This window comes from Methylomonas sp. LWB (assembly GCF_001856095.1).
Classification (GTDB): domain Bacteria; phylum Pseudomonadota; class Gammaproteobacteria; order Methylococcales; family Methylomonadaceae; genus Methylomonas; species Methylomonas koyamae_A.
In genome coordinates this window covers 1-23368 of the sequence record NZ_MKMC01000028.1, presented here as the reverse complement: position 1 = coordinate 23368, position 23368 = coordinate 1, and the positions used below count along the sequence as shown (strand labels likewise).

General features: G+C 51.0%; 18 protein-coding genes, 2 tRNA genes, 2 rRNA genes and 1 pseudogene. 10 read left to right on the top strand and 13 right to left on the bottom strand.

Annotated features, from left to right (window positions below; all coding sequences use genetic code 11):
- Window positions 1–344 precede the first annotated feature (344 nt).
- The 3 genes from BJL95_RS13485 (at window position 345) to BJL95_RS23985 (ending at window position 2626) form a co-directional block, all read left to right on the top strand.
- Window positions 345–710 (top strand): hypothetical protein, encoded by a 366-nt coding sequence (locus BJL95_RS13485; RefSeq protein WP_139306140.1) that lies wholly within the window; start codon window positions 345–347, stop codon window positions 708–710.
- A 355-nt stretch (window positions 711–1065) separates the two neighbouring features.
- Complete coding sequence (locus tag BJL95_RS24720) at window positions 1066–1380, top strand: hypothetical protein (protein WP_139306139.1); 315 nt, start codon at window positions 1066–1068, stop codon at window positions 1378–1380.
- Window positions 1381–1966: 586 nt separating this feature from the next.
- Entirely contained in the window at window positions 1967–2626 is a 660-nt protein-coding gene (locus BJL95_RS23985; protein ID WP_083385669.1) for a hypothetical protein, read from the top strand.
- Between the two features lie 79 nt (window positions 2627–2705).
- Here the strand turns inward: BJL95_RS23985 and BJL95_RS24715 are convergent, their stop codons facing one another.
- From BJL95_RS24715 to BJL95_RS23980, 6 genes are all read right to left on the bottom strand, one after another.
- A complete protein-coding gene (locus tag BJL95_RS24715; RefSeq protein WP_139306138.1) occupies window positions 2706–3668 on the bottom strand; it encodes a hypothetical protein in 963 nt (320 codons plus the stop codon).
- A 612-nt stretch (window positions 3669–4280) separates the two neighbouring features.
- Window positions 4281–4781 (bottom strand): GNAT family N-acetyltransferase, encoded by a 501-nt coding sequence (locus tag BJL95_RS13475; RefSeq protein ID WP_071155997.1) that lies wholly within the window; start codon window positions 4779–4781, stop codon window positions 4281–4283.
- Entirely contained in the window at window positions 4778–5068 is a 291-nt protein-coding gene (locus BJL95_RS13470) for a DUF1778 domain-containing protein (RefSeq protein ID WP_071155995.1), read from the bottom strand. The genes BJL95_RS13475 and BJL95_RS13470 overlap by 4 nt, the downstream gene beginning before the upstream one ends.
- A gap of 304 nt (window positions 5069–5372) precedes the next feature.
- Window positions 5373–6350, bottom strand: coding sequence for a FecR domain-containing protein (locus tag BJL95_RS13465; RefSeq protein WP_071155993.1), 978 nt, complete (start codon window positions 6348–6350; stop codon window positions 5373–5375).
- Between the two features lie 53 nt (window positions 6351–6403).
- A complete protein-coding gene (locus BJL95_RS13460; protein ID WP_083385665.1) occupies window positions 6404–6928 on the bottom strand; it encodes an RNA polymerase sigma factor in 525 nt (174 codons plus the stop codon).
- A gap of 199 nt (window positions 6929–7127) precedes the next feature.
- Window positions 7128–8012, bottom strand: coding sequence for a TonB-dependent siderophore receptor (locus BJL95_RS23980; protein WP_254786689.1), 885 nt, complete (start codon window positions 8010–8012; stop codon window positions 7128–7130).
- Window positions 8013–8057: 45 nt separating this feature from the next.
- Here BJL95_RS23980 and BJL95_RS13450 point away from each other — a divergent pair, with 45 nt between their 5' ends.
- On the top strand, window positions 8058–9689 hold the full coding sequence (locus BJL95_RS13450; protein ID WP_175463649.1) for an IS1182 family transposase: 1632 nt from the start codon (window positions 8058–8060) through the stop codon (window positions 9687–9689).
- Window positions 9690–9713: 24 nt separating this feature from the next.
- Here BJL95_RS13450 and BJL95_RS13445 read toward each other — a convergent pair whose 3' ends face one another.
- From BJL95_RS13445 to BJL95_RS13430, 5 genes and pseudogenes are all read right to left on the bottom strand, one after another.
- Window positions 9714–11138: a TonB-dependent siderophore receptor gene (locus BJL95_RS13445; protein ID WP_254786799.1), complete on the bottom strand. Its 1425-nt coding sequence runs from the start codon at window positions 11136–11138 to the stop codon at window positions 9714–9716.
- A 3-nt stretch (window positions 11139–11141) separates the two neighbouring features.
- Window positions 11142–11459: pseudogene (locus BJL95_RS26055) on the bottom strand (STN domain-containing protein); the annotation flags it as partial.
- Window positions 11460–11562: 103 nt separating this feature from the next.
- Complete coding sequence (locus tag BJL95_RS13440; RefSeq protein ID WP_083386023.1) at window positions 11563–12501, bottom strand: FecR family protein; 939 nt, start codon at window positions 12499–12501, stop codon at window positions 11563–11565.
- 2 nt (window positions 12502–12503) lie between these two features.
- Window positions 12504–13073, bottom strand: coding sequence for an RNA polymerase sigma factor (locus tag BJL95_RS13435; protein WP_071158647.1), 570 nt, complete (start codon window positions 13071–13073; stop codon window positions 12504–12506).
- A gap of 261 nt (window positions 13074–13334) precedes the next feature.
- Window positions 13335–13817, bottom strand: a complete 483-nt coding sequence (locus BJL95_RS13430; protein ID WP_071158645.1) for a histidine phosphatase family protein — start codon at window positions 13815–13817, stop codon at window positions 13335–13337.
- Window positions 13818–13943: 126 nt separating this feature from the next.
- Here BJL95_RS13430 and erpA point away from each other — a divergent pair, with 126 nt between their 5' ends.
- Window positions 13944–14276 (top strand): iron-sulfur cluster insertion protein ErpA, encoded by a 333-nt coding sequence (gene erpA, locus BJL95_RS13425; protein ID WP_064030567.1) that lies wholly within the window; start codon window positions 13944–13946, stop codon window positions 14274–14276.
- On the opposite strand, the gene BJL95_RS13420 is transcribed toward erpA, so the two are convergent.
- Window positions 14273–15382, bottom strand: coding sequence for an anhydro-N-acetylmuramic acid kinase (locus tag BJL95_RS13420; protein WP_071158643.1), 1110 nt, complete (start codon window positions 15380–15382; stop codon window positions 14273–14275). The genes erpA and BJL95_RS13420 overlap by 4 nt on opposite strands.
- Before the next feature lie 4 nt (window positions 15383–15386).
- On the bottom strand, window positions 15387–16679 hold the full coding sequence (locus BJL95_RS13415; RefSeq protein ID WP_071158641.1) for a peptidoglycan DD-metalloendopeptidase family protein: 1293 nt from the start codon (window positions 16677–16679) through the stop codon (window positions 15387–15389).
- Between the two features lie 144 nt (window positions 16680–16823).
- On the opposite strand from BJL95_RS13415, the gene tyrS reads away from it, so the two are divergent.
- The 5 genes from tyrS (at window position 16824) to BJL95_RS13390 (ending at window position 23346) form a co-directional block, all read left to right on the top strand.
- Window positions 16824–18026: a tyrosine--tRNA ligase gene (gene tyrS, locus BJL95_RS13410; RefSeq protein WP_071158651.1), complete on the top strand. Its 1203-nt coding sequence runs from the start codon at window positions 16824–16826 to the stop codon at window positions 18024–18026.
- A gap of 355 nt (window positions 18027–18381) precedes the next feature.
- Window positions 18382–19915 (top strand): 16S ribosomal RNA (locus BJL95_RS13405).
- A gap of 60 nt (window positions 19916–19975) precedes the next feature.
- Window positions 19976–20052: transfer RNA gene (locus BJL95_RS13400), tRNA-Ile, on the top strand.
- A gap of 32 nt (window positions 20053–20084) precedes the next feature.
- Window positions 20085–20160: transfer RNA gene (locus tag BJL95_RS13395), tRNA-Ala, on the top strand.
- A 292-nt stretch (window positions 20161–20452) separates the two neighbouring features.
- A 23S ribosomal RNA gene (locus BJL95_RS13390) occupies window positions 20453–23346 on the top strand.
- The 16S and 23S rRNA genes sit together here with 2 tRNA genes alongside, the layout of an rRNA operon.
- Window positions 23347–23368 lie beyond the last annotated feature (22 nt).

The following is a 23368-nucleotide window of genomic DNA, read 5'->3' as shown; positions in this document are numbered from 1 at the left end:
GAGGGTGTCGTAAAAGCCCCTCTCCTTGCGGGAGAGGGTTCTGTTTCGACTTTTACGACACCGTCTTGATGGGGAAATAATTCCGGGCTTGCATGACCTTCATTGCCGGTGCCGCCGATAAATCGCACCGTTCCCATCGAAACCCGCCGCAGTGCGGTTTGAGCAGTCAGGTGTCCGCGTTCGATCGGCAGCGGTGTCGTCGCGACAGGCTATGTTGCCGTTGATACCGGCAGCGTTCTTATCTCAACACGCAGTGTCGCCAATTAAACATCCAGGGTTCCGCGACGAAGGTGTAGACCTTCACGCTGAACACGCGGTCTTCTAATATGGACAGTGGGCGCCGCTTGTTTAACACGCAAGCGCCACTGTTGATCGGACACGCGCCGCTGTTTGGCAGAGACGGCTGCCTGTTAATCAGCGACGGCTCGATGTTTAATCGAGATCGTCGCCTGTTCATCGGCGGATGTCCGGTGTCGAGTTGCGGAGCGCCGCTGTTAAACACGCGTCACTCGGTGTTTGCATTAGAAGCTTGCCTGTTGATCAGGCGTCGCTCGATGTTCTCGGTCCGTGTCCGCAATGGATTGTTCGGTGTTGTAATGGTAACTCGTCGAGTGATAAAGACCCTGAACAGCTTCGATTCGCCCCAACCGCGAAGGATCGAGCAAGAATCCGCCAGATCGGTGGCAACCTTCTGGCTCGGCAACCTGTAGCTCCGGGTCCGTCGCGCCGACGCTCGCCTCGCCAAGCGCCGCGATCGACAAGTTACGGTGCCGGTAAGGTTCGTCGAAGTTTTGGTGGATAGCGTTGGCGCTCCGACGGAGCAACGGCGTGGGCGCAATGAGCGAGATCGACCCATTGTTGTCAGATGAGGTGTAAATTGCGGTGACAGAAATGGGTTCCTAAGTTGCCATTCAGTATATTGGTGCGGTTAGCTTGCGAATTGCACAATTCGAAGTTAAGATTCCGGGGTAGCTAATCGGATCTACGCGGGCTTACAGGGGGTTGTAGAGATTGAACCAATCTAAGAACCCATACAGGTAATTACTCAATCAAAATGGAGATTAAATGAGACTGACCTTAGTATATTATATTTTCATCGCATTTACATTATCGGCTTGCGCGATTACCCCAAAATTAGAAAATTTAGCAAAGGAACGGCCAAATTTGGTTGGATTTTCTCAAAATACTATTGTCGAACGCTATGGAAAGCCAGATTCGACACATACAAGCTATATGGGAGCAAATAAAATTGATGTTTGGACCTATAATCATTTGGAATATAAAGTTCTTGCAAACACGGTTAGTCAAATAATGATAACCTTTATGGATGGCAGAGTGAGTAGCGTTTCTTATTCAGATCCTTATCGATATCGTAGGTGAGTTTTAATGCCTTGAGTGTGTTATATAGTTAGTGGATTGAAACAGCTGTGCTGTTGATTTAAATATTTTCGCCCTAAATTTTATAATTAGGTAACCTGCCTAAGAAATAAATAAGTCTTTAACAGGCTGTTGATTTTTGCAAAAATCAAATTTTCCATCACTAGATATAGCGGTCTACATCTATGATTTGTACTGTATATAGTACCTGGCTAACGGATAAGTTCATTTTTTCAACAACCTGTTAACAGGTTGGTGAAAAACTATTTTTTGCAATCAATATAGCACTATATTTAGCGCTGCAAGGTTAGATTTGGCACTAAGTAAAAAATTCTTTCAGTTAAATTTATTGTCTAGTGCATGGTTTTTCACTAATCTGTTAATGATAGTGAAAGTAAGGCAATAAATTTTACATTTCTCCAATTCAATTATAAAAAGCAATTCTATTTTATAAGTACTTTTCGTACATACTATAAGTCGTTATAAATGAATTATTTTTGTCGCTATTGAGTTAATTATCTATCAGATCTTTTGCTGTTTTAAAGCATAATATTTTTTTAACTTAAGTAATGCCTTAGGGATATAATAATTGGAAATAGTTAATATTGTAACAATATTTTTAAGCTCTAGTGTTTTAGCAGCACTAGTAACTGTTTTTTTTACCAGAAAATCGCATCAAGAAACGATTGCACTTAAATACATAACTGAAGAAAGAGCCAAATGGAGGGAGAAGATAAAGGAAACGATGTGCTTATTGAGTGAAGCAGTGAATTTGCCAAAATTAAATGGAGAACGTCTAAATAAAACAAGGATGACATCAACTTATTTAAAGCTTAGTCTGAATCCAGACCCCAATCATATCTTAGATAAGCAAATATTAACGTGCATAACCGAACTATGCTCCGAGCCAAATTATGAACGTTTCACCGTTTTGGAAACGAAAATTTCGCTTTTGCTTAAACATGATTGGGAAAGGGCAAAAAATGAAGCCAGATCACCAATTTCTAACCTTTTGTTGTTCGCATCAGTTATGGGTTTTATTTGGTGCATTTTTTATCTTATAATTAGAAAAACCTCAATTTATTCATTGATTCAAAATTTTCATTACTTTTCAGGAGCATATTCAGAGGTTGCTTTTTCTATCATTTTCATAGTAATTGCTATCTGGCTACTTATATTTTTAGTTAACAAAATTAGAGAATATAATCTGGATCGAAAAATAAAGATTCTAAACAAGTTATTGAATTAGTTAAAACGCTAAATACGACAACATAGATCAACGTATTCCTCATATCTTAAAATATTATTTTGATTTTTTTCTTCAAAGATTATGGCACATTAACTACAACCTGTCGTTCAAGTACCCGTGTAGTAAGTTTTTGTGTAACTTCTTTATCATCTATTACCAAAGTCAAAAATATACCGTTCTCACCTAATGGGAAAACTTTATTATTCCAACTACCGTGCCTTCCTGAAACATATTCAACAAGATTATTTGGGTATATTTCCTTTAAAAAAGTACTTTTTGAAAAAAGGATATCCGGCGATTTTGGATTGTTTCTTTCAGCATAAAGAACACCTTCAAACATAAAACCACCAGAGGTTTGGCCGTTATGAATATAAAGTGTTTTGTTCCAGTTTAACTCGATATTTTTATCAGATTTATTTTTTATTTCTAAAACAAAAGAATTACAAATTCCATCAGCACTGCAGTTCGGTATTAGTTTTGTGTCAAAATACTGGTTAGCTCCTTCGATTGTGACTGGTTCGGCTTCAAGTATGTATTGAATTTCACGTTTAAAAGCAATTTTCAGATTATCAAGTGATGATGCTATTATTTTAAAATCAACCCCTTTGCTTTCCAAGGCACTTCTCATGGCTGCTTGTGCATCGGCAAGCTTTGATTTATCTTCATTTGTAGTTAACTCTGAACCATAAATTGATAGCGTCATGGATTGTACTAATAAATTCAATACTGATTCATCTGCTCCATTTTTCAATAGCACTGTTGCTTGTTTTGAAAGATCAGTCGATTTATCCAGCATCCATGTTGCTGTCCTTTCATAACGATTCAAAGGAAGAATACTTTCCCATCTATCGATACTGACTGGTGAAATAGCGCTCTTCAATGTACTGTTTGGCTGTGCTTGTGAATAGTACTTATATTTATTTTGACTATAGTCATTTGCAGCATATTGTGAATTGATATGTTGCTTAGAACATCCAAATCCAAACAACAGCAAGAACAATACTTTTTTTGAAATCATTTTTTTATGTTGCAATGTAAGCATTTAATAATTATACGGAAATAATGATCAATATATCACTGAATACAATTACTGTTCATTATTTGGTTAGCTAAAAACAATATTTCAGAATTTAATCAATATCTAGTAGTCAGTTATGTTTTGCCTGCACTAAATATAATTTCTCTTAAGACTGAAAAATAGTTTTGCACTAACCTGTTAGAATCAAAAAACCTGAATAACTTCACGGTTTATATTTTTTAAATTTTCTGAAGAACATTAAGCATCTCCACTAGGTTAACAAATAACCGCTGAATCCATAGTGGCTGAAGTTGTAAAGTTTTCAAAAATACACTCTCTTATCTCTTTTGCTTTCTAGCTTTTATTAAACATTTCTGATTCATGCGGGTAAGCAGAAATATCTGCAGATTGCCCCCTAAAAAACATGTAGCTATAGTTTGCGATTTTAAACTCACAAAGTCTATTCATAAATCGACCTTGTTTGACAGCTTTATGGCTAGCAACTGCCCATTTGATGAAATAATTGAATGTCGCTTATTGGCCGATCACAGACATTCAAAATCTGGCGGGGTTTGAATTGTAACCCGTGGCGGCTTTGCGATCGGAACGACTGGCGGTTTTAATCGGAATACGTTGTTACTGTTCGAGAGAACGGCGCAAATCCTTGATGAGACGGTAGAGGTGCAATGAATCTGTCGGTGAGGGGGCAAAACCAAACCGCTCGTAGAACCGTTTTGCGGGGGAGTCCTTGGCGTGAACCGCAAAAGCACGAATACCGCCAATGTCGGCAGCCTGCAACGTGCGCAGCATCGCGTCTTTTAACAGGCCTGAACCAATCTTACGGCCTTGCCAGGCGGTGCTCACGGCCAGCCGCGCTAACAACATGACCGGCACAGGGTGACGGGCTAAGCCTTTGGTCAAGCGCTCCGGCGCATCGTTAAAAGCGACTTCGCCCACAACCAGGCTGTAGAAGCCAATGACGTCCTGGTCATGTAGACCGACATACGTTTGCGAAGCGTTGGCTTGCTGGTTGCCGAGGGCATAGCGAATCAGAAAGCGGTCAAGCTCCTCGTGCCCACAGGTAAAGCGATCAACGGGATGATCGCGCCGTAGCTTCTCAATCCGAAACCCCGTCATTCGGTCGTCGGCAGATCAAAGGGGCTCGGCTCGCGAAGCAAGCGTTGAATCTGGGGTACAAGTTGTGGCGGCGCATCGAGCGCGGACATAAATTTTTCCCATTGCTCGGCATTGAGTTCAAAGCGTTGTCGCTCGGTAAGCGTTTCGGCGGCGCGTGCCAAGGCACTCGCCAATACAAACTGACTGACCGAGCAATGGGCTGCCTGGGCTGCCGCGCTCAAGGTCTGCTTGGCTTCGGGCGATAATCGCAGGTCAAGTTTGGTGGTGCGAGTCGATTGAATAGCCATAATGCCTCCTATACACAGAGGAGAGCAGTATAGCCGTCAGACGTTGTCATGACAATTATATCCAAAGTGGATTCACGAGGTCTGAAAACGCCGGATGTTCGTCGGTGACGAACGGCCCTTCTTATCGCTGATAAACCGCATTATCCAACCTTCGCTGAAACCAGTCCATGCCATTATTTGCCATCCAACTCTGCTTTAAATAAAGCAGCGCGAACACCACTACCGATTCGACGTCCGCCTCTGAAATTGCGATCGCTAAAATTGAATTCCGCCGAGAGGCAAAATTGCGCTTTGCGTTAAGCGGTTACAAGCGTTGTCGGTTTTCGGTAAATACCACGACCTCCGGCGATGGCCGGCGCGCCTCGGCGTTCAGCAACGCGGCGATGGCGGAGACGATGCCGTTCAGGTCGTCGGCCTTGAACACGCCGCTGATGCGTTGGCTGGCCAGTCCGGGCGAGGCCAGTTGGATGCGGACTGGATGGTAGCGCTCGATTTCGGCGGCCACCTGGGCCAAGCTTTGGTCGCGCCAGATGATTTCGCCGCGCCGCCAGGCTTGACGGGCTTCAATGTCGATGGCGATCGGTGCGGATTGGCGCCCGGATGCGCTATAGGCCAGTTGCTCGCCGCTGCGCAGCGAGGAGGTGGCGAGCGCTTGGGCATCCGCGCCGGAGCGGACTTCCACTTCGCCTTCGAACACGCTGACCGTGGTGGATTCCGGACCTCGATACACTGCGAATTGGGTGCCGATGTCGCGAGTTTCGCCGCCGTCGGCCTTGACCACGAAAGGTCGCCAGGGTTGGTGGGCGACTTGCGCGAACAGTTCGCCGCGTTCGAGTTCCAACTCGCGCCGGCCTTTGCCGTATCGAACCGTGACGTCGGTCGCGGTGTTCAATTCCAACAAACTGCCGTCGGCCAAGGTCACGCTGAGCCGTTCGCCGATGTCGGTATGGTAGTGTTGATAGTGCTCGCCGAAATAAGGGCTTCGCCAGAGAAGGCCAACCGCCAACAGCAGCGCCGCCGCGATACCGACAGGATAAAAACGGTTGGCGGCGGCGCGGCGGACGGGTTTACGGCTCAGCGGACCTGCATAGACCGACTGCAACGGACTCATGGCTTGCCACAGCGTTTCCAGGGTTTGATATTCGTGGCGGTGGTGCGGATCGGCGGCTAGCCAGCGCTGGAATTCCAGCCGGTCCGCCGCGCAGCAACCCGGCGAACGCAGTCGGGCAAACCAAACGCTGGCGGCCTCGGCTGGCGATGGCGCGCTGGGGTGGTCAGACATTGCCGGCCGCCGTCGAGTCATTGCGCGTCGCTAAAATGCCGTGGCGATTCATGTCATGGTTCCAGCAAGCCGGCATCTTGCAGGTACTGCCGACAAGTCAGCAGGCCGGCGCTGACGTGCTTTTCCACCATAGCGACCGAAATGCCAAGGATGTCGGCAATTTGCGGGTAGGTGTGATTATGAAAGCGATGCAGTACGAAGGCTTCGCGCCGGCGCGGCGGCATGGCGTCGATTGCGGCGCGGATCACGGCTTGAGTTTGCGACAGGCTTAATTGTTGTTCGGGATTGTGGTCCCGGCTGGTTTGCTCCTCGAGTGCCGCGTCGCCGTCGTGTTTGGCGTCGTGCCAGTCCCGGCGGTTCAGTACGTTGACGGCTAATTGGCCGGCGATATGAAACAGCAGGGCCTTGGGGCTTTGGATGTCTTGAGCGGGGATGATCTTCAACAGGCGCCGATAGGCTTCCTGGGCCACGTCGGCGGCATCCTGCGGACAATCCAGGCGCCGCCGCAACATGGCCTGCAAATCCTTCTGGTGGGTTTCTATCAGGCACTGAACCCTGTGCCTTGCCAAGTCGTTCATGGGTTGGGATGGATGCGGCTAGTGAATGCGTGAATTCTCGACGCATGGTACACCGCAAATTGTCGCCGCGCCAACGAGATACGCCGATTCGCAATCGATGTCCGCGGTGCTGTTGTTTGCTAGCTGCCGGCATACTATGGCGCAGAACGCCCGCCGTCTTCCAAGGGCGGGACCAACGTGGCGTTCCGTTTTGCTAGGTCTAATATTGAATGCTGATTGATCCCATAAAAAATCGTGGTTGACCGAAGGTTGGAAACATGATGCTTGGACTGTCAAAACCGGCGCCGGTGAAATAATATTTATCCAATAAGTTATTCACATTCAACTGAGCACTGACTTTGGTTTTTCCAACCTTGATACTGTAGGCCGCCAGCAAATCAACGGTTGCATAGCCAGGGATCGTAAATTGCGGCGCGAGACAGCACGTCAATTGACTGCTTTGCAGATTAACTCCGCCACCCAATTTGAAGCCTTTCAGTGTGTCGCTCTGAAATTCATAAGTACTGAAAAGGCTGGCGGTATTGCGCGGTACGCCCCAATAGCGAGTCCCGACCGGATACAAGCCCAAAAATGCTTCATTTTCCGGATTGGTTTTGCTGATAGTGGTGTCCGTATACGAGTAAGTGGCTATCGCACTCCAGCCCGGCAAGATTTCGCCTTGAATATCCAGTTCTGGACCTCGGTTGTGCACTTCACCAACTGCAAGTTGGCAGGGTCCGCCACCACATATATGCGACACATTCGGATCGGTTGAAGCGAGATTTGTTTTGGTTAAGTCGTAATACGCCAAAGTTGCACGCAAACGACCGTCGAAGAACTCGGTTTTTACGCCTCCTTCATATTGAGTAGCACTGGTTGGGTCAATTGTTTTACTGATACCTGGACTGACATAAGCTCTGCCGGAGTTGGCGCCAAAACCTTCAACATAGTTGGCGTAAAGGCTGAGCCAACTTTGCGGTTGCCACAGGATCCCGACGCGCGGTGTCACCGCATCTTGGGTCGTTGGATCTTGTGAAGTCACCGTGCCGGTGTAGTTTTGCGATGACTGCTTTTGATGGAGGCTGTCGTAAAAGCTAGCCCACACGAGATACGATAAAATATCCGCACGCCAACCCGCCGGAAATCAGTCGTGACAGCCGAATCGATCAGTAGACCCGTCAAAACCTTGTGTAGCAGCCGGCAATCTTCGCTATTCGATGACGTCGTGATTGAAGAGGTGCCCGAGTCTATCGCCCCATCCGCCTCTGGAAAGCCCTACATCCGTTTCGAAGCCCCCGATCCACGCGGATTGTCGATCAATGGCAAGCCGTTGCGCGAACATCTGCAACAGACCGGCTTAACCACGCCGCTGAAATTGCGTCCTCTGTTGGAATCGTTGTCCTTCGCGGACTTTGAAGTCCGTTACCAGCCCGGCGGGCGTCCGCCGTATGCGCCGCGGGCGATGGTCGGCATCATTCTGTATGGGATTTTGCAAGGCTTGAGCAGTTTGCGCGATCTGGAGCGCTTGGCCCGGTCCGACGTGGGTTGCTGGTGGTTGAGCGGCGGCATCATGCCGGATCATTCGGTCATCGGCCGGTTTGTGCGTCAACACGAAACCCTGTTGACGACCGAGTTTTTCGATGGCGTGACCCGTCAGGTCTTGAAAGTCACCGGCTCCGGGACGACCACGCTGGCCGGCGACGGCACTATCATCGAAGCCATGTCCTCGCGGTTTCAATTGATGCGGGAAGAAGCGCTCCAGCAAGCCTTGGTCCAAGCACAGGAAACGGTACGGGCCCATCCAAGCGATACCGCCGCTGCGCAGCGATTGAACGTGCTGGAACAGGCGCAAGTCGAGCTCACGGCGCGTCAGCAAAAACAGGCCGCCAAGGGCAAGGACCCCGCCAAGACTCAAGTGCAAAGCAACGAACCGGAGGCGGTGTTGCAACCGCAAAAGAATTCCAAGGACTTCCGTGGCAGTTACAAGCCAACGGTATTGGCCAACGATAGCCGGGTCATCGTCGCTTGCGACGTGCATCCCTCCAGCGAAACCGAAGTCATCCCGGCCTTATTGGATCGCGCCCAAGCCCTGGGCCTGGTCGAAACCGCCCTGTTCGACTCTGGTTTTTTCAGCGACGGCATCCTGGACGCGACCGAGCAACGCGGCATCGAACTGCTCTGTCCAGAAGGCCAAAGCCTAGGCGAAGACTGGAACAAACAATCGGACAAACAAATCCCCAAAAGCCGCTTCATCTATCAAACCGACGATGATAGCTATCTGTGCCCGAACCAACAACGGCTGACCCCGCATCACACCTGCAACGGCGGCAAACGCGGCCGGGCTTATACCGTCTACACCTGTGACGCCTGTAACGATTGCCCGCTGAAAAGCCAATGTATCCGTGGCAAGGGCGGTCGCACACTCAAGCGCTATGCCAGCGATGACCAAAAAGACGCCCTGCGCCGGAAAATGACCCAGCCCGAACCGCGCCAGCGCTACCGGCAGCGCCAAGCGATGGTGGAACCCGTTTTTAGTCAGCTCCGGGGCCGGCAGGGTTTAAACCGCTTTCGCCGCAAGGGCTTGGCCGGCGTCAAAGTCGAGTTCGCCTTGCATGCCATGGCATACAACCTGGGTCGCGCCTTGGCTGTTGCCATTTTTAGCGTTCTATATCAATGGCTGCGCTGGATGGCGGGCTGGTTTGCGCGCATATTGCATTTTTGGCATTTGCCCGCAACCCACCACGGATCTCGGCTGGTCCAGGAAAATAGGGCCGGTTTTTGAGGGTTGGAACGAAAAACTGGGGTTTTACGACGGCCTCTGATGGATGTATTGGTAACGAATACCGCCCATCACGTGAAAGTTATAAGGTAGCTTGATCTGATCCTGGACATAAAGGCCGTATTGGTCGGTATTGGTGACGGTTTTGTAATAACTGGTCGGATCGACCGTCGGTGGATAATTTCTGCCGGGATGGAGGGGGTTGAAGGCATCAATATTCGAAGGTTCGGGACCGCCCCCATACCAACTGAAAAATGAACCTATATCGGTCTGGGAGCTACTGCTAGAGTCAAGGCGGTAATAGTCGCCCCCGAACAACAGGGTATGGTTCAGTCCCAGCGTATCGAAATGCCCGACCAGATCAAGATTGGTGGAGTAGGTGTCATTATTGTTTTTCTGGTTTATGTAAGACAATCGTGGAACAGAATTAGGCGTGATGGGGCCAAGAGCAAAACTTTGAAATAAAGCCAACGTCGCGGGATCAGCCAGATTGAAAATGGGGTAACTGTTTACAGGAATAAAGCTATCGTTCAAATTGGCCGATATCCGATGCTTAATTGACCAATCGTCGTTGAATTGGTGTGACCAATTCATGCCAACGAAAATGGTATCCGTCTGGCCGGGCGAATATTCGCCATAATTACGGCTATTGGGAATATTCAGGAGCTGGCCGTTTATAGCCGGCACTGCCGCAGTGTCGGCACCAAACTTTTTATGCTGATATTCCAATTCCAGCATTGCCTGGGTTTTGGGGCTGATATTCCATTTGAGCGAAGGCGCGAAAAACACGCTGTCATTGAATACCAAGTCGCGAAAGGAATTGCTGTTTTCATACGAAAAAATCGTGCGATAAAGCAAGGTATCGTCTTGGGTCAGCGGACCTGTGGCGTCCAATACAGTCCGATATAAATCATAAGAACCGAACTGTTGGCTGGCGGAATAATAGGGGGTTGCCAACGGTTGTTTGGTGACGACGTTGACCATGCCGCCCGGCTCGACCAAGCCGTATAAAATTGCCGCCGAACCTTTCAGGACCTCAACACTTTCCACGTTAGCCATTTCACGCTGGGCCGAGCCTTGTTGCAACCTAAAGCCGTTACGAAAGAAGGTTTCCGAGGCAAAGCCCCGCAAGGTGATTTGCTGGTTGGCGACGTTGGCATTCCCCGTGCCATAAGCAAAGCTACCCGTGGTCACACCACTGACATTCTTCAAGGCCTGGCCGAGATTAATCACCTGCTGATCCTTCAACACCTGCTTGGAAATCACCTGTACGTTCATCGGTGTTTCCATGATCGGTGTATCGGTCTTGGTGCCGCTGGTGGCGTTCGGCAGCACGTAATCTTCGTTATAAGGATCGGTGGCGTCCAAATGTACGGCTTGGCCGACGACGTTGACCGAGGGCAGTGTATTTGCCGATTGCGGCTGATCGGGCTTGGTCGCCGCTTTTTCCAAAATTAGCGTGTTCCCGTTTTCCAGGCGATAGCGAATCCCGCTGTTCTCCAGGATTTTTTGTAGCGCGGCGCTTGGCGTAAAACTCCCATGAAGCGCGGGGCTGACTCTGCCGGCGACCAATTCCGCGTCGTAAAACAATTGCAAGCGGGTTTGGCGACTGAAAGCCTTGAGGGCCTCGCCCAGGGTTTGGGATGGCAGATCGAAGTCTTGCGGTCCCTGGCTGCTGGACTGGACCGGTTCGGAGCTGGCGATCACGGGTAGCGAAGCAGGCAGCGCGGCGCACAATAGGCAAAATAGCGGCGATAGTGGTTTTTGAGTCATCGGTGTCGTTTCCTTTCGGTTAGCCTCGAAGTAGGCCTTCTTTTACACTGACGAAACGACGGGGGTAGGGTCGTAAATATTTGCGGAATTTTTTTGGATACGCTCAGTAGATCGCCGTCAGCCAAGCGCCCAAGCGAACCGTGCGTAGTTGCTGGGTGTTGGCAATGGTCTGGATCGCGGTTTCCAGGTCGTTGATATTGAAAACGCCGCTGACTTTGCGTTGGGCGGCCGTCCTATTCATTAAAACCAGCTTGCCGGGCCGGTAGCGGTTCAGTTCCGCGACTACGTCGGGCAGTGACTTGGCGGTAAACACCAATTGGCCGTATCGCCAGGCGCGGGCGTCGTCGCCGACGCCATTCACCAGCGGAGCGGCACCGGTTTCATCGTCGAGATGTTGTTGTTGGCCAGGGTTTAATACGCCGACCAGATGGTCGGCGTGCTCAACCTGTACCGTGCTTTCGAACACCGATACCGTGGTTTGCCCCGAGTCGCGGTAGACACTGAAATCGGTACCCAGCGCGGTGACGCGATCCGGACCGGCAACGATGAAGAAAGGCCGATGGCTGTCGTGCGTGACCCAACACTCGACTTCGCCGCGCAACAGTCGAATTTGTCGGCCTTGCGGGGTGAAGGCTACCGCTAGCGCGGTGTCGGCGTTCAGATACAGCGCGCTGCCGTCGCTCAACTGTACGGTTTTGGACTCGCCGGACCCGGTCGTGAAATCGGCTTGCAGCCGGTCCGGCAATCTGAAATGCCAACTTAGCAGGCCGACCGCCAGTAAAATCGCTGCCGCGTAGCGGAGTGCCGGAGCGCGAAAGGCTGCGTCCCGCGTCCGGACCGCGCCGCTGGCGCTGCCCAGAGCTTGCCAATGTTTGCGCATCTCAAAAAATCGGGCGCGGTGTTCCGGCGACTGTTTGATCCAGGCCATGAAGGCACGGCGCTCGTGTTCGTCCATCCGGCTGGATTCCAGCCGGGCAACCCACTGCGCGGCTTCGTTGGCGATGGCGTCGGCGTCGATTGGCCGGTAAGTGGAATCCGTCACGTTCAAAAATCCTGCATGTGCTGTTTGCAATACAGCAGCGCTTTCGCAATGGTCTTTTCGACCCAGCTTTTGGACTTACCGTAGCGCTTGGCGATTTGTTCCAGCGAGACACCTTGATAACGGTTCAGATAGACCACATCGGGAATCGGCGGCGGCAGTTGTTGTAATAGGCGCTCGTAGGTTTCCAACTGTTGCCGGTAATGCAGGTCGGTTTCATGGTCGAAGCCGGCGTCGGTGTTTTCCCAGACCTCCTCGCTGTCGTCAACCCAGCGGCCACTCTCGCGCTGTTGGCGGCGATAGTGATCGATCAATAAATTTCGCGCCAAGCGGACCAGATAGGCGCCAGGCGTTTGAATCGCGCTTAAATCGTCCATTTCCAACAACTTCAAATAGACTTCTTGCAATATCACCTCCATCGATTCGCGATCGCGGCAATGCCGCCGCAGATAGCGTTGCAAGTCCTGATAGTGGTCATCGTAGAGTTTGCCGACCAGGGACGGGTTGATTGAAACCGTGGTGGCGGTTTCGGTGGGCCAGGTCAACGGTTCATCGATGGCGAGGGTTTTATTCATGATGAGGTGTGTTCCTTAACCTGTTGGTCAGCGACTTTGCGGGGAATGGCGCCAACTTGAATGTAATAAAACTATGCCATCGATTGTTGGAAAAGGCTACCGGCGAAACGATGGGTGGAGCGTAGTACCGATATAGCCGTCCGTGGCCTAACGGAGTTCAGTATTCGATTTTGATGGAAGATGATTTATTTAGTCTGTTCAAGCGGGAGTGGAATATCGGTTCAGCCTGAACAGAGTCCGTTTTTTGTTGATCGCTTGAGGTCAATGCATCAAGGCAGAAGGAATACTCCACAATAGCGTGGCGGTCGCCGGTTCGGCGAACGTAATCTCCAAGCGGATTAGCGAGGCTTTTTTGACAATCACGTTGGCGGGTGAGGTGCTAAGCAATTGGCCCATAACGTCGGAAAAACTCGGCTCATGTCCGACCAGCCAGATATCGTCGAATTCTTCAGCGAGTTTGGTCAGCTCTTGAAGTAACGTGCGAGTGTCGTTGTCGCCAGTTAGCCAGGGTACGGTGCGCGGTGTGGGACACCCGGTCAGATTCGTATGTAGCAGTTTGGCGCTTTGCTGCGCCCTTGCCAACGGGCTGGCGTACAGGCAACCCGGCAACAGGCGGTTGCGGAGGCAGAATCGTGCTAGGCGTTTGATTTGCTTCTCGCCCTTCTCGGTGATGTGACGGTCCGCGTCGGCGATGCCGATACGTTGCGGCTCGGCGTCGGCGTGTCTAAGTAAGGTGATGATCATAGTGCTCTAGTTATCTGGAGGTTAGGGGCGCAACGGCTAGCGGTGCGATATTGGGTAATCTTGACTAAATTACTGGGTATAGCCATAATCCATTACCTATTTTGTAGTCACTGAAGAGTCTAAATTATGGCTGATGCGATTGTATTTACCGATAATGCCGCGCGGAAGGTTGCCGGCCTGATCCAGGAAGAGGGTAACGATAACCTTAAGTTGCGGGTCTATATCTCCGGCGGCGGTTGTTCGGGGTTTCAATACGGCTTCACGTTTGACGAGGACATCAACGACGACGATACCCAAATCGAGAAGGACGGCGTCACGGTGTTGATCGACTCGATGAGTATCCAGTATTTGCAAGGCGCCGAGATCGATTACAAAGAAGATTTGTCCGGCGCGCAATTTGTCATTCGGAACCCCAACGCGACGACCACTTGCGGTTGCGGATCGTCGTTTTCCGCTTAACGCTTATTGCCCGGATAAATTCCGCCCAGCGTTACCGGCGTTTTCGCGCCGGTAACGCTGGGTAAATTCCCTGCTTGGTTTTGTAAGGTTCGTTTCGCCAGCCAAGCGAAAGCCATCGCTTCGACACAATCTGGGTCGATGCCGAATCTCGCGGTCGATTCGACCGGTACGTTTAACGCTTTTTCCAACAAGCCTATCAAGTGGCCGTTATGCGCTCCGCCGCCGCACACCAGCACTTGTCTCGTTTCGGCTGCCCAAGCGAGGATTGCGGCGGCAATCGAGTCGGCGGTGAATTGACAGAGCGTGGCCTGCACGTCTTGCGGCGGTAAGTCGCCGAATGGTTGGAGTTTTTCCGTTAGCCAAGCGCTAGAGAAGTATTCCTTGCCGGTGCTTTTTGGGGGGGGCGAGCGGAAATATCGATCATCCAACAAGGCGGCGAGTAAACCGGCGTGAACATTGCCCGTCGCGGCCCACGCGCCGTCTGCGTCGTAGGCTTGTTGGCGTTGCCGTTGACACCACCAGTCCATTAGGCCGTTGCCGGGGCCGGTGTCGAAACCGATTACCGGCTGATCGTTTAAAACTGTGATGTTGGCGATGCCGCCGATATTAACGATTACTCGCGTTTGCGTCGAGTCGCCGAACACCGCGCTATGAAATGCCGGTACTAACGGTGCGCCCTGACCGCCGGCGGCGATGTCGCGGCGGCGCAAGTCGGCAACGGTTGTGATGCCGGTGCGTTCCGCGATTATATTAGGATCGCCAATTTGCAGTGTAAATGGGAAAGGCGGTTCCGGCGCATGGTAAATCGTCTGGCCGTGGCTGCCGATTGCGTTGACGCTACTGGCGTCTATGTTGGCTTTCGCCAGCAAGGCGGTTGCCGCGTCCCCAAATAATATGCCGAGTCTGCAGTCCAGTTCGCCGTATTCTTTTAAGTATACCGGTTGATTGGGCTGGCTAATCCGGTAAATGGCGTTGCGGAGTTCTTCGCCGAAGGGTTGATAGTGAAACGCGATCAGACGGATGGCGCCGTCGCTGAAATCGACCAGCGCGGCGTCGATGCCGTCGACGCTGGTTCCGGAGATCAAGCCGATATATAGATCGGGCATGGGCTTAATTTTGGGCGAACTGAGCTTCGCCTTTCGCTTGTTTGAGCTGGGCAAGCAAGGGTTGGGTTTGCGCCTTGAATTTGGCGAGTACCGTAGCGTCCATGGGAAGGGAATGAGGCAGTTTGACGGTTAGAGGATTGACGTGTTCACCGCTGATCCTGAATTCGTAGTGCAAATGTGGGCCGGTCGCTAAACCGGTGCTGCCGACATAGCCGATAACCTCGCCCTGTTTCACCGAACCGCCGGTTTTTAAACCGGACTTAAAGCCGGACAGATGGGCGTATAGGGTTGAATATTTTTGGCCGTGTTCGATTTCCACCACATTGCCGTAGCCGTTCTTGCCGCCTTTGAAAATGATTTTGCCGTCCCCGGTGCTCTTAATCGGCGTGCCCGTCGCCGCCGAATAATCGACGCCTTTGTGGGCGCGTATCGTGTTCAGGATGGGATGTTTGCGGTGCAAATCGAAGTGCGAGCTGATTTTGGCGAAATCCATCGGCGTTTGCAGGAAGGCTTTACGCAGACTGTTGCCTTCGGGGGTGTAGTAACCGGTGTTGCCTTGGTTGTCCTCGAAGCGTACCGCCGTATAGACCTTGCCCTGGTTGACGAATTCTACCGAGAGAATGTCGCCGCTGTCGAATTCCTTACCGTCGACGAAGAGTTTTTCGTAAACCACGGTAAATTGATCGCCCTCCCGTAAATTCAGCGCGAAATCGATATCCCAGGCGAAAATGTCGGCCAGTTTTAAAATCAGTTTCTCAGGCAGCCCGGCGCGGGTGCCGTCTTCAAATAATGATGCGTGGATAGTCGCCTTGGCACTGGCGAGTTGGTAATCGACTTTTTTGCTGAGCAGTTCGACATCGAACTCGTCGTCGTGTCGAGTCGCAATCAGCGTTTCGAAGGGGGTTTTTGCATAGGTGAGTCGTTCCAGTTCGCCATCGGCGTTTAGGGTGGCCACCACGTCGTTACCGGGGGCAACATCGGCGAATTGTTTGCCTGTGGCGTTGGCATGGACGATTTTATGCAGGTCTTCGCGGCTTAAGTTCAAGTCGGAGAAAATAGATGACAAGCTTTCGCCGGATCGGACGGTATGTTCAAGTTCTTCCGTGACGTCCAAAGGCTGCTCGGGAGCAGGCTCGACGTAATTCGTATACTGGTTGATTTTTGCGGAGATCAGGGCTTCTTGTTCAAGCGTCCTTTTATCTTCGAAGGTTCTATGCGGTATTAGTCCGTAACTTGCGCCGGCGGCAACAACGGTGTAGACGCCGAGTAGCGCCGACTTGAGTATTCTGTTCTGCACAGTAATCACTTTTCATTGTTTGTCGAGCGTCTCATTGTAGGCAATTTCGTCGTTAACTGCCATAAACGGGCATTTTTTATCCTCACGTACAATTGCATCATATAATGCGCCCCCAAACTTTAAGGTTACCGGGAGGGGAAATTGTTGCAGGAAACTTTGGCTCAACTGCGTTACGGCGCTGACGAAATTTTGCTGGAAGCGGATTTGCTGAAAAAATTAGAAGAGGGTCGGCCGTTGACGATCAAGGCTGGATTCGACCCCACCGCACCGGATTTACATCTTGGTCACACCGTACTGATCAACAAGCTCAAACAGTTCCAGGATATCGGGCATAAGGTGCAATTCTTGATCGGCGATTTTACCGCGATGATCGGCGATCCTACCGGCAAGAACGTTACGCGGAAGCCGTTAAGTCGGGAAGAGGTGGTGGAGAACGCCAAGACTTACCAAGCCCAAGTTTTCAAAATTCTCGATCCCGAAAAAACCGAAATCAAGTTCAACTCTTCCTGGATGGGTGCGATGACCAGCGCCGAGTTGATCCAGTTGGCGGCTAAGCATACCGTAGCTCGAATGCTGGAGCGGGACGACTTCAGTAAGCGCTACAAAAGTGGTCAAGCGATTGCTATCCATGAATTCCTCTACCCGTTGATTCAAGGTTACGATTCAGTCGCCATGAAGGCGGATGTCGAGCTGGGAGGAACTGACCAAAAATTTAACCTGTTGGTAGGGCGCCAGTTACAGGAAATATATGGTCAAAAGCCGCAGGTAGTGTTGACAATGCCTATTTTGGAGGGCTTGGACGGCGTTCAGAAAATGTCCAAATCGCTCAATAACTATATCGGCATAGCAGATGCGTCGGATGACATGTTTGGTAAGTTGATGTCGATTTCCGACGATTTGATGTGGCGTTATTTCAAACTTTTGAGTTTTCGGCCGATGGCGGAAATCGAATCACGACGACAAGCCTGCGCCGCCGGTGAGAATCCGCGTAATCACAAAGTCGCGCTGGCCCAGGAAATCGTCGAAAGGTTTCATGGGGCGGCAGCGGCGGTCTCCGCATTGGAAGCTTTCGAAGCCCGGTTTCAACGCGGCGCGCTGCCTGATGATATCCAGTCCGTGGGGTTGAAGGTCGATGCGGCTGGGATTCCAGTTGCCAATTTGTTGAAAAACGCCGGGTTGGTCGATAGCACTTCGGAAGCGATGCGTCTGATCAAGCAAGGCGCCGTGAAAATCGATGGAGAAAAAATAGAAGACGTTAAAGCCGTTATCCCGGTCGACACCAACCATGTCTACCAAGTTGGTAAGCGTAAATTTGCTCGCGTCGAAATAACGCTTGACGCGAATTAGAAAACCGCTATAATGAGCGGCTCTTCGTTACTGACTGGGTTAGTGGCGAAGAGCGGCAGGGTTTGCCGGGCTTGCGGTAGTGTTGTGGTGGCTGGTTTTTCGGAAGTTGTTTGTTTCTGGCTTCGAAAATAAAGTGTTGACACTTTCTGAAAGTTCTGTAGAATATGTCGGCTCAACAGGGCGAGATGCTCTGGCTCTTTAACAAGATGAATCGAAATAATTTGTGTGGGTATGTGTGGCGATACGTTTCTGTTAGAAATTATCGGCGCAGAGAATCCACGTCAATTCGCAAGAAACGACGTTCTGTAGTCGAGCCAAGATTGGATGCTAATCTTATTTAGTATCAAGCATTATTAAACTGAAGAGTTTGATCATGGCTCAGATTGAACGCTGGCGGTATGCTTAACACATGCAAGTCGAACGCTGAAGGGTGCTTGCACCCGGATGAGTGGCGGACGGGTGAGTAATGCATAGGAATCTGCCTATTAGTGGGGGATAACGTGGGGAAACTCACGCTAATACCGCATACGATCTACGGATGAAAGCCGGGGACCTTCGGGCCTGGCGCTAATAGATGAGCCTATGTTGGATTAGCTAGTTGGTGGGGTAAAGGCCTACCAAGGCGACGATCCATAGCTGGTCTGAGAGGATGATCAGCCACACTGGGACTGAGACACGGCCCAGACTCCTACGGGAGGCAGCAGTGGGGAATATTGGACAATGGGCGAAAGCCTGATCCAGCAATACCGCGTGTGTGAAGAAGGCCTGAGGGTTGTAAAGCACTTTCAATAGGAAGGAATACCTGCCGGTTAATACCCGGTAGACTGACATTACCTATACAAGAAGCACCGGCTAACTCCGTGCCAGCAGCCGCGGTAATACGGAGGGTGCAAGCGTTAATCGGAATTACTGGGCGTAAAGCGTGCGTAGGCGGTTGTTTAAGTCAGATGTGAAAGCCCTGGGCTTAACCTGGGAACTGCATTTGATACTGGGCAACTAGAGTTTAGTAGAGGGGAGTGGAATTTCAGGTGTAGCGGTGAAATGCGTAGAGATCTGAAGGAACACCAGTGGCGAAGGCGGCTCCCTGGACTAAAACTGACGCTGAGGTACGAAAGCGTGGGTAGCAAACAGGATTAGATACCCTGGTAGTCCACGCCGTAAACGATGTCAACTAACTGTTGGGTTCTTAAAGAACTTAGTAGTGGAGCTAACGTATTAAGTTGACCGCCTGGGGAGTACGGCCGCAAGGCTAAAACTCAAATGAATTGACGGGGGCCCGCACAAGCGGTGGAGCATGTGGTTTAATTCGATGCAACGCGAAGAACCTTACCTACCCTTGACATCCTCGGAACTTGTCAGAGATGACTTGGTGCCTTCGGGAACCGAGAGACAGGTGCTGCATGGCTGTCGTCAGCTCGTGTTGTGAAATGTTGGGTTAAGTCCCGTAACGAGCGCAACCCTTATCCTTAGTTGCCAGCGAGTCAAGTCGGGAACTCTAGGGAGACTGCCGGTGATAAACCGGAGGAAGGTGGGGACGACGTCAAGTCATCATGGCCCTTATGGGTAGGGCTACACACGTGCTACAATGGTCGGTACAGAGGGCAGCAAACTCGCGAGAGCCAGCAAATCCCAAAAAGCCGATCCTAGTCCGGATTGCAGTCTGCAACTCGACTGCATGAAGTCGGAATCGCTAGTAATCGCGGATCAGAATGCCGCGGTGAATACGTTCCCGGGCCTTGTACACACCGCCCGTCACACCATGGGAGTGGGTTGCAAAAGAAGTAGGTAGTTTAACCTTCGGGAGGGCGCTTACCACTTTGTGATTCATGACTGGGGTGAAGTCGTAACAAGGTAGCCCTAGGGGAACCTGGGGCTGGATCACCTCCTTACAAAGACAGAACACTGTCACACGTACTCACAACAAATTATTTCGATTGAAAGACGCACCTGGGTCTGTAGCTCAGTTGGTTAGAGCGCACCCCTGATAAGGGTGAGGTCGGAGGTTCAAATCCTCCCAGACCCACCAACTAACGAAAAGGCGAAAGTCTGAATCTATTCGGGGCCATAGCTCAGCTGGGAGAGCGCCTGCCTTGCACGCAGGAGGTCGGGAGTTCGATCCTCCCTGGCTCCACCATCACGTGACGTCGATCTTAAGCCAAGATATCAACATCAACGCTATACAGCTTTTCGGTTAATAACCCAAGGCTCGATAGCATTGATATTCGTATCAATACGCTCTTTAACAATATGGAAATCTGTAACCTAAGTCTTGATCGGCTAACGATCAATACTTAAAAACGAGTTGCGGGCGGTAGCCAGCGGCTTTCGAAAGAAAGCGGCCCAAAACCTCCGTAAAACGTTCTCAAGCAACATCAGCGAACATGTCAGCGACTAAAAACCTTAATACAGACGTATTCGGGTTATATGGTCAAGTGAATAAGCGCATACGGTGGATGCCTAGGCAGTAAGAGGCGATGAAAGACGTGGTAGCCTGCGAAAAGCGTCGGGGAGGTGGCAAACAACCTGTGATCCGGCGATGTCTGAATGGGGAAACCCGGCGAGGATAACCTCGTCATCTTTGAGTGAATACATAGCTCACTGAAGCGAACCCGGAGAACTGAAACATCTAAGTACCCGGAGGAAAAGAAATCAACCGAGATTCCCTAAGTAGTGGCGAGCGAACGGGGACTAGCCCTTAAGCTAGGATAAGGTTAGTGGAACGGTCTGGAAAGTCCGGCGATACAGGGTGATAGCCCCGTACACGAAAACCTTTTTTTAGTGAAATCGAGTAGGTCGGCGCACGTGAAACGTTGACTGAATATGGGGGGACCATCCTCCAAGGCTAAATACTCCTTACTGACCGATAGTGAACCAGTACCGTGAGGGAAAGGCGAAAAGAACCGCGGAGAGCGGAGTGAAATAGAACCTGAAACCGTATGCGTACAAGCAGTGGGAGCCCCTTCGTGGGGTGACTGCGTACCTTTTGTATAATGGGTCAGCGACTTACATTTTGTGGCAAGCTTAACCGAATAGGGGAGGCGTAGGGAAACCGAGTCTTAATAGGGCGTTGAGTCGCAAGGTGTAGACCCGAAACCGGGCGATCTATCCATGACCAGGTTGAAGGTGTGGTAACACACACTGGAGGACCGAACCCACTCCCGTTGAAAAGGTAGGGGATGAGTTGTGGATCGGAGTGAAAGGCTAATCAAGCTCGGAGATAGCTGGTTCTCCTCGAAAGCTATTTAGGTAGCGCCTCGTGTATCACTGCTGGGGGTAGAGCACTGTTTCGGCTAGGGGGTCATCCCGACTTACCAACCCGATGCAAACTCCGAATACCAGCAAGTGTCAGCACGGGAGACACACGGCGGGTGATAAGGTCCGTCGTGAAAAGGGAAACAGCCCAGACCGTCAGCTAAGGTCCCCAAATCTATGCTCAGTGGGAAACGATGTGGAAAGGCACAGACAGCCAGGAGGTTGGCTTAGAAGCAGCCATCCTTTAAAGAAAGCGTAATAGCTCACTGGTCGAGTCGGTCTGCGCGGAAGATTTACCGGGGCTAAGCATAGTACCGAAGCTACGGATTCACGCTTTGCGTGAGTGGTAGAGGAGCGTTCCGTACGCCTGCGAAGGTCGATTGAGAAGTCGGCTGGAGGTATCGGAAGTGCGAATGCTGACATAAGTAACGATAAAGGGGGTGAAAAACCCCCTCGCCGTAAACCCAAGGTTTCCTGCGCAACGTTAATCGACGCAGGGTTAGTCGGCACCTAAGGCGAGGCCGAAAGGCGTAGTCGATGGAAAACAGGTTAATATTCCTGTACCAGTTGTAACTGCGATGGGGTGACGGAGAAGGCTATATCAGCGGTCGGTTGGAAGTGGCCGTTTAAGCGTGTAGGCAGGCATCTTAGGCAAATCCGGGATGCTATATGCTGAGGCGTGATGACGAGTGTCTCGAAAGAAACGCGAAGTGATAGATGCCCTGCTTCCAGGAAAAACCTCTAAGCTTCAGGTTACAAGTGGCCGTACCCTAAACCGACACAGGTGGGTGGGATGAAAATTCTAAGGCGCTTGAGAGAACCCAGGTGAAGGAACTAGGCAAAATGATACCGTAACTTCGGGAGAAGGTATGCCGTTGATAAGTGAAGTCCCTCGCGGATGGAGCGTAAGGCGGTTGCAAAAAATCGGTGGCTGCGACTGTTTAGCAAAAACATAGCACTCTGCAAACACGAAAGTGGACGTATAGGGTGTGACGCCTGCCCGGTGCTGGAAGGTTAATTGATGGGGTTAGCGTAAGCGAAGCTCTTGATCGAAGCCCCAGTAAACGGCGGCCGTAACTATAACGGTCCTAAGGTAGCGAAATTCCTTGTCGGGTAAGTTCCGACCTGCACGAATGGCGTAACGATGGCCACACTGTCTCCACCTGGGACTCAGTGAAATTGAAATCGCTGTGAAGATGCAGTGTACCCGCGGCTAGACGGAAAGACCCCGTGCACCTTTACTATAGCTTGACACTGGACTTTGAACCTACTTGTGTAGGATAGGTGGGAGGCTTTGAAGCGGGAACGCCAGTTCTCGTGGAGCCAACCTTGAAATACCACCCTGGTATGTTTGGAGTTCTAACCTCGATCCATTATCTGGATTAGGGACAGTGTCTGGTGGGTAGTTTGACTGGGGCGGTCTCCTCCCAAAGAGTAACGGAGGAGCACGAAGGTACCCTCAGCCTGGTCGGAAATCAGGCAATGAGTGCAAAGGCATAAGGGTGCTTGACTGCGAGACGGACAAGTCGAGCAGGTACGAAAGTAGGTCTTAGTGATCCGGTGGTTCTGTATGGAAGGGCCATCGCTCAACGGATAAAAGGTACGCCGGGGATAACAGGCTGATACCGCCCAAGAGTTCATATCGACGGCGGTGTTTGGCACCTCGATGTCGGCTCATCACATCCTGGGGCTGAAGCAGGTCCCAAGGGTATGGCTGTTCGCCATTTAAAGTGGTACGCGAGCTGGGTTCAGAACGTCGTGAGACAGTTCGGTCCCTATCTGCCGTGGGCGTTTGAGATTTGAGGGAAGCTGCTTCTAGTACGAGAGGACCGAAGTGGACGAACCTCTGGTGTTCCAGTTGTCCTGCCAAGGGCATTGCTGGGTAGCCACGTTCGGACAGGATAACCGCTGAAAGCATCTAAGCGGGAAGCCCCTCCCAAGATGAGATCTCACTGGGACTTTAAGTCCCCTGAAGGGCCGTTGGAGACGACAACGTTGATAGGCACGGTGTGGAAGTCCAGTAATGGGCGTAGCTAACGTGTACTAATTGCCCGTGAGGCTTGACCATATAACACCCAATGCGTTTGGGT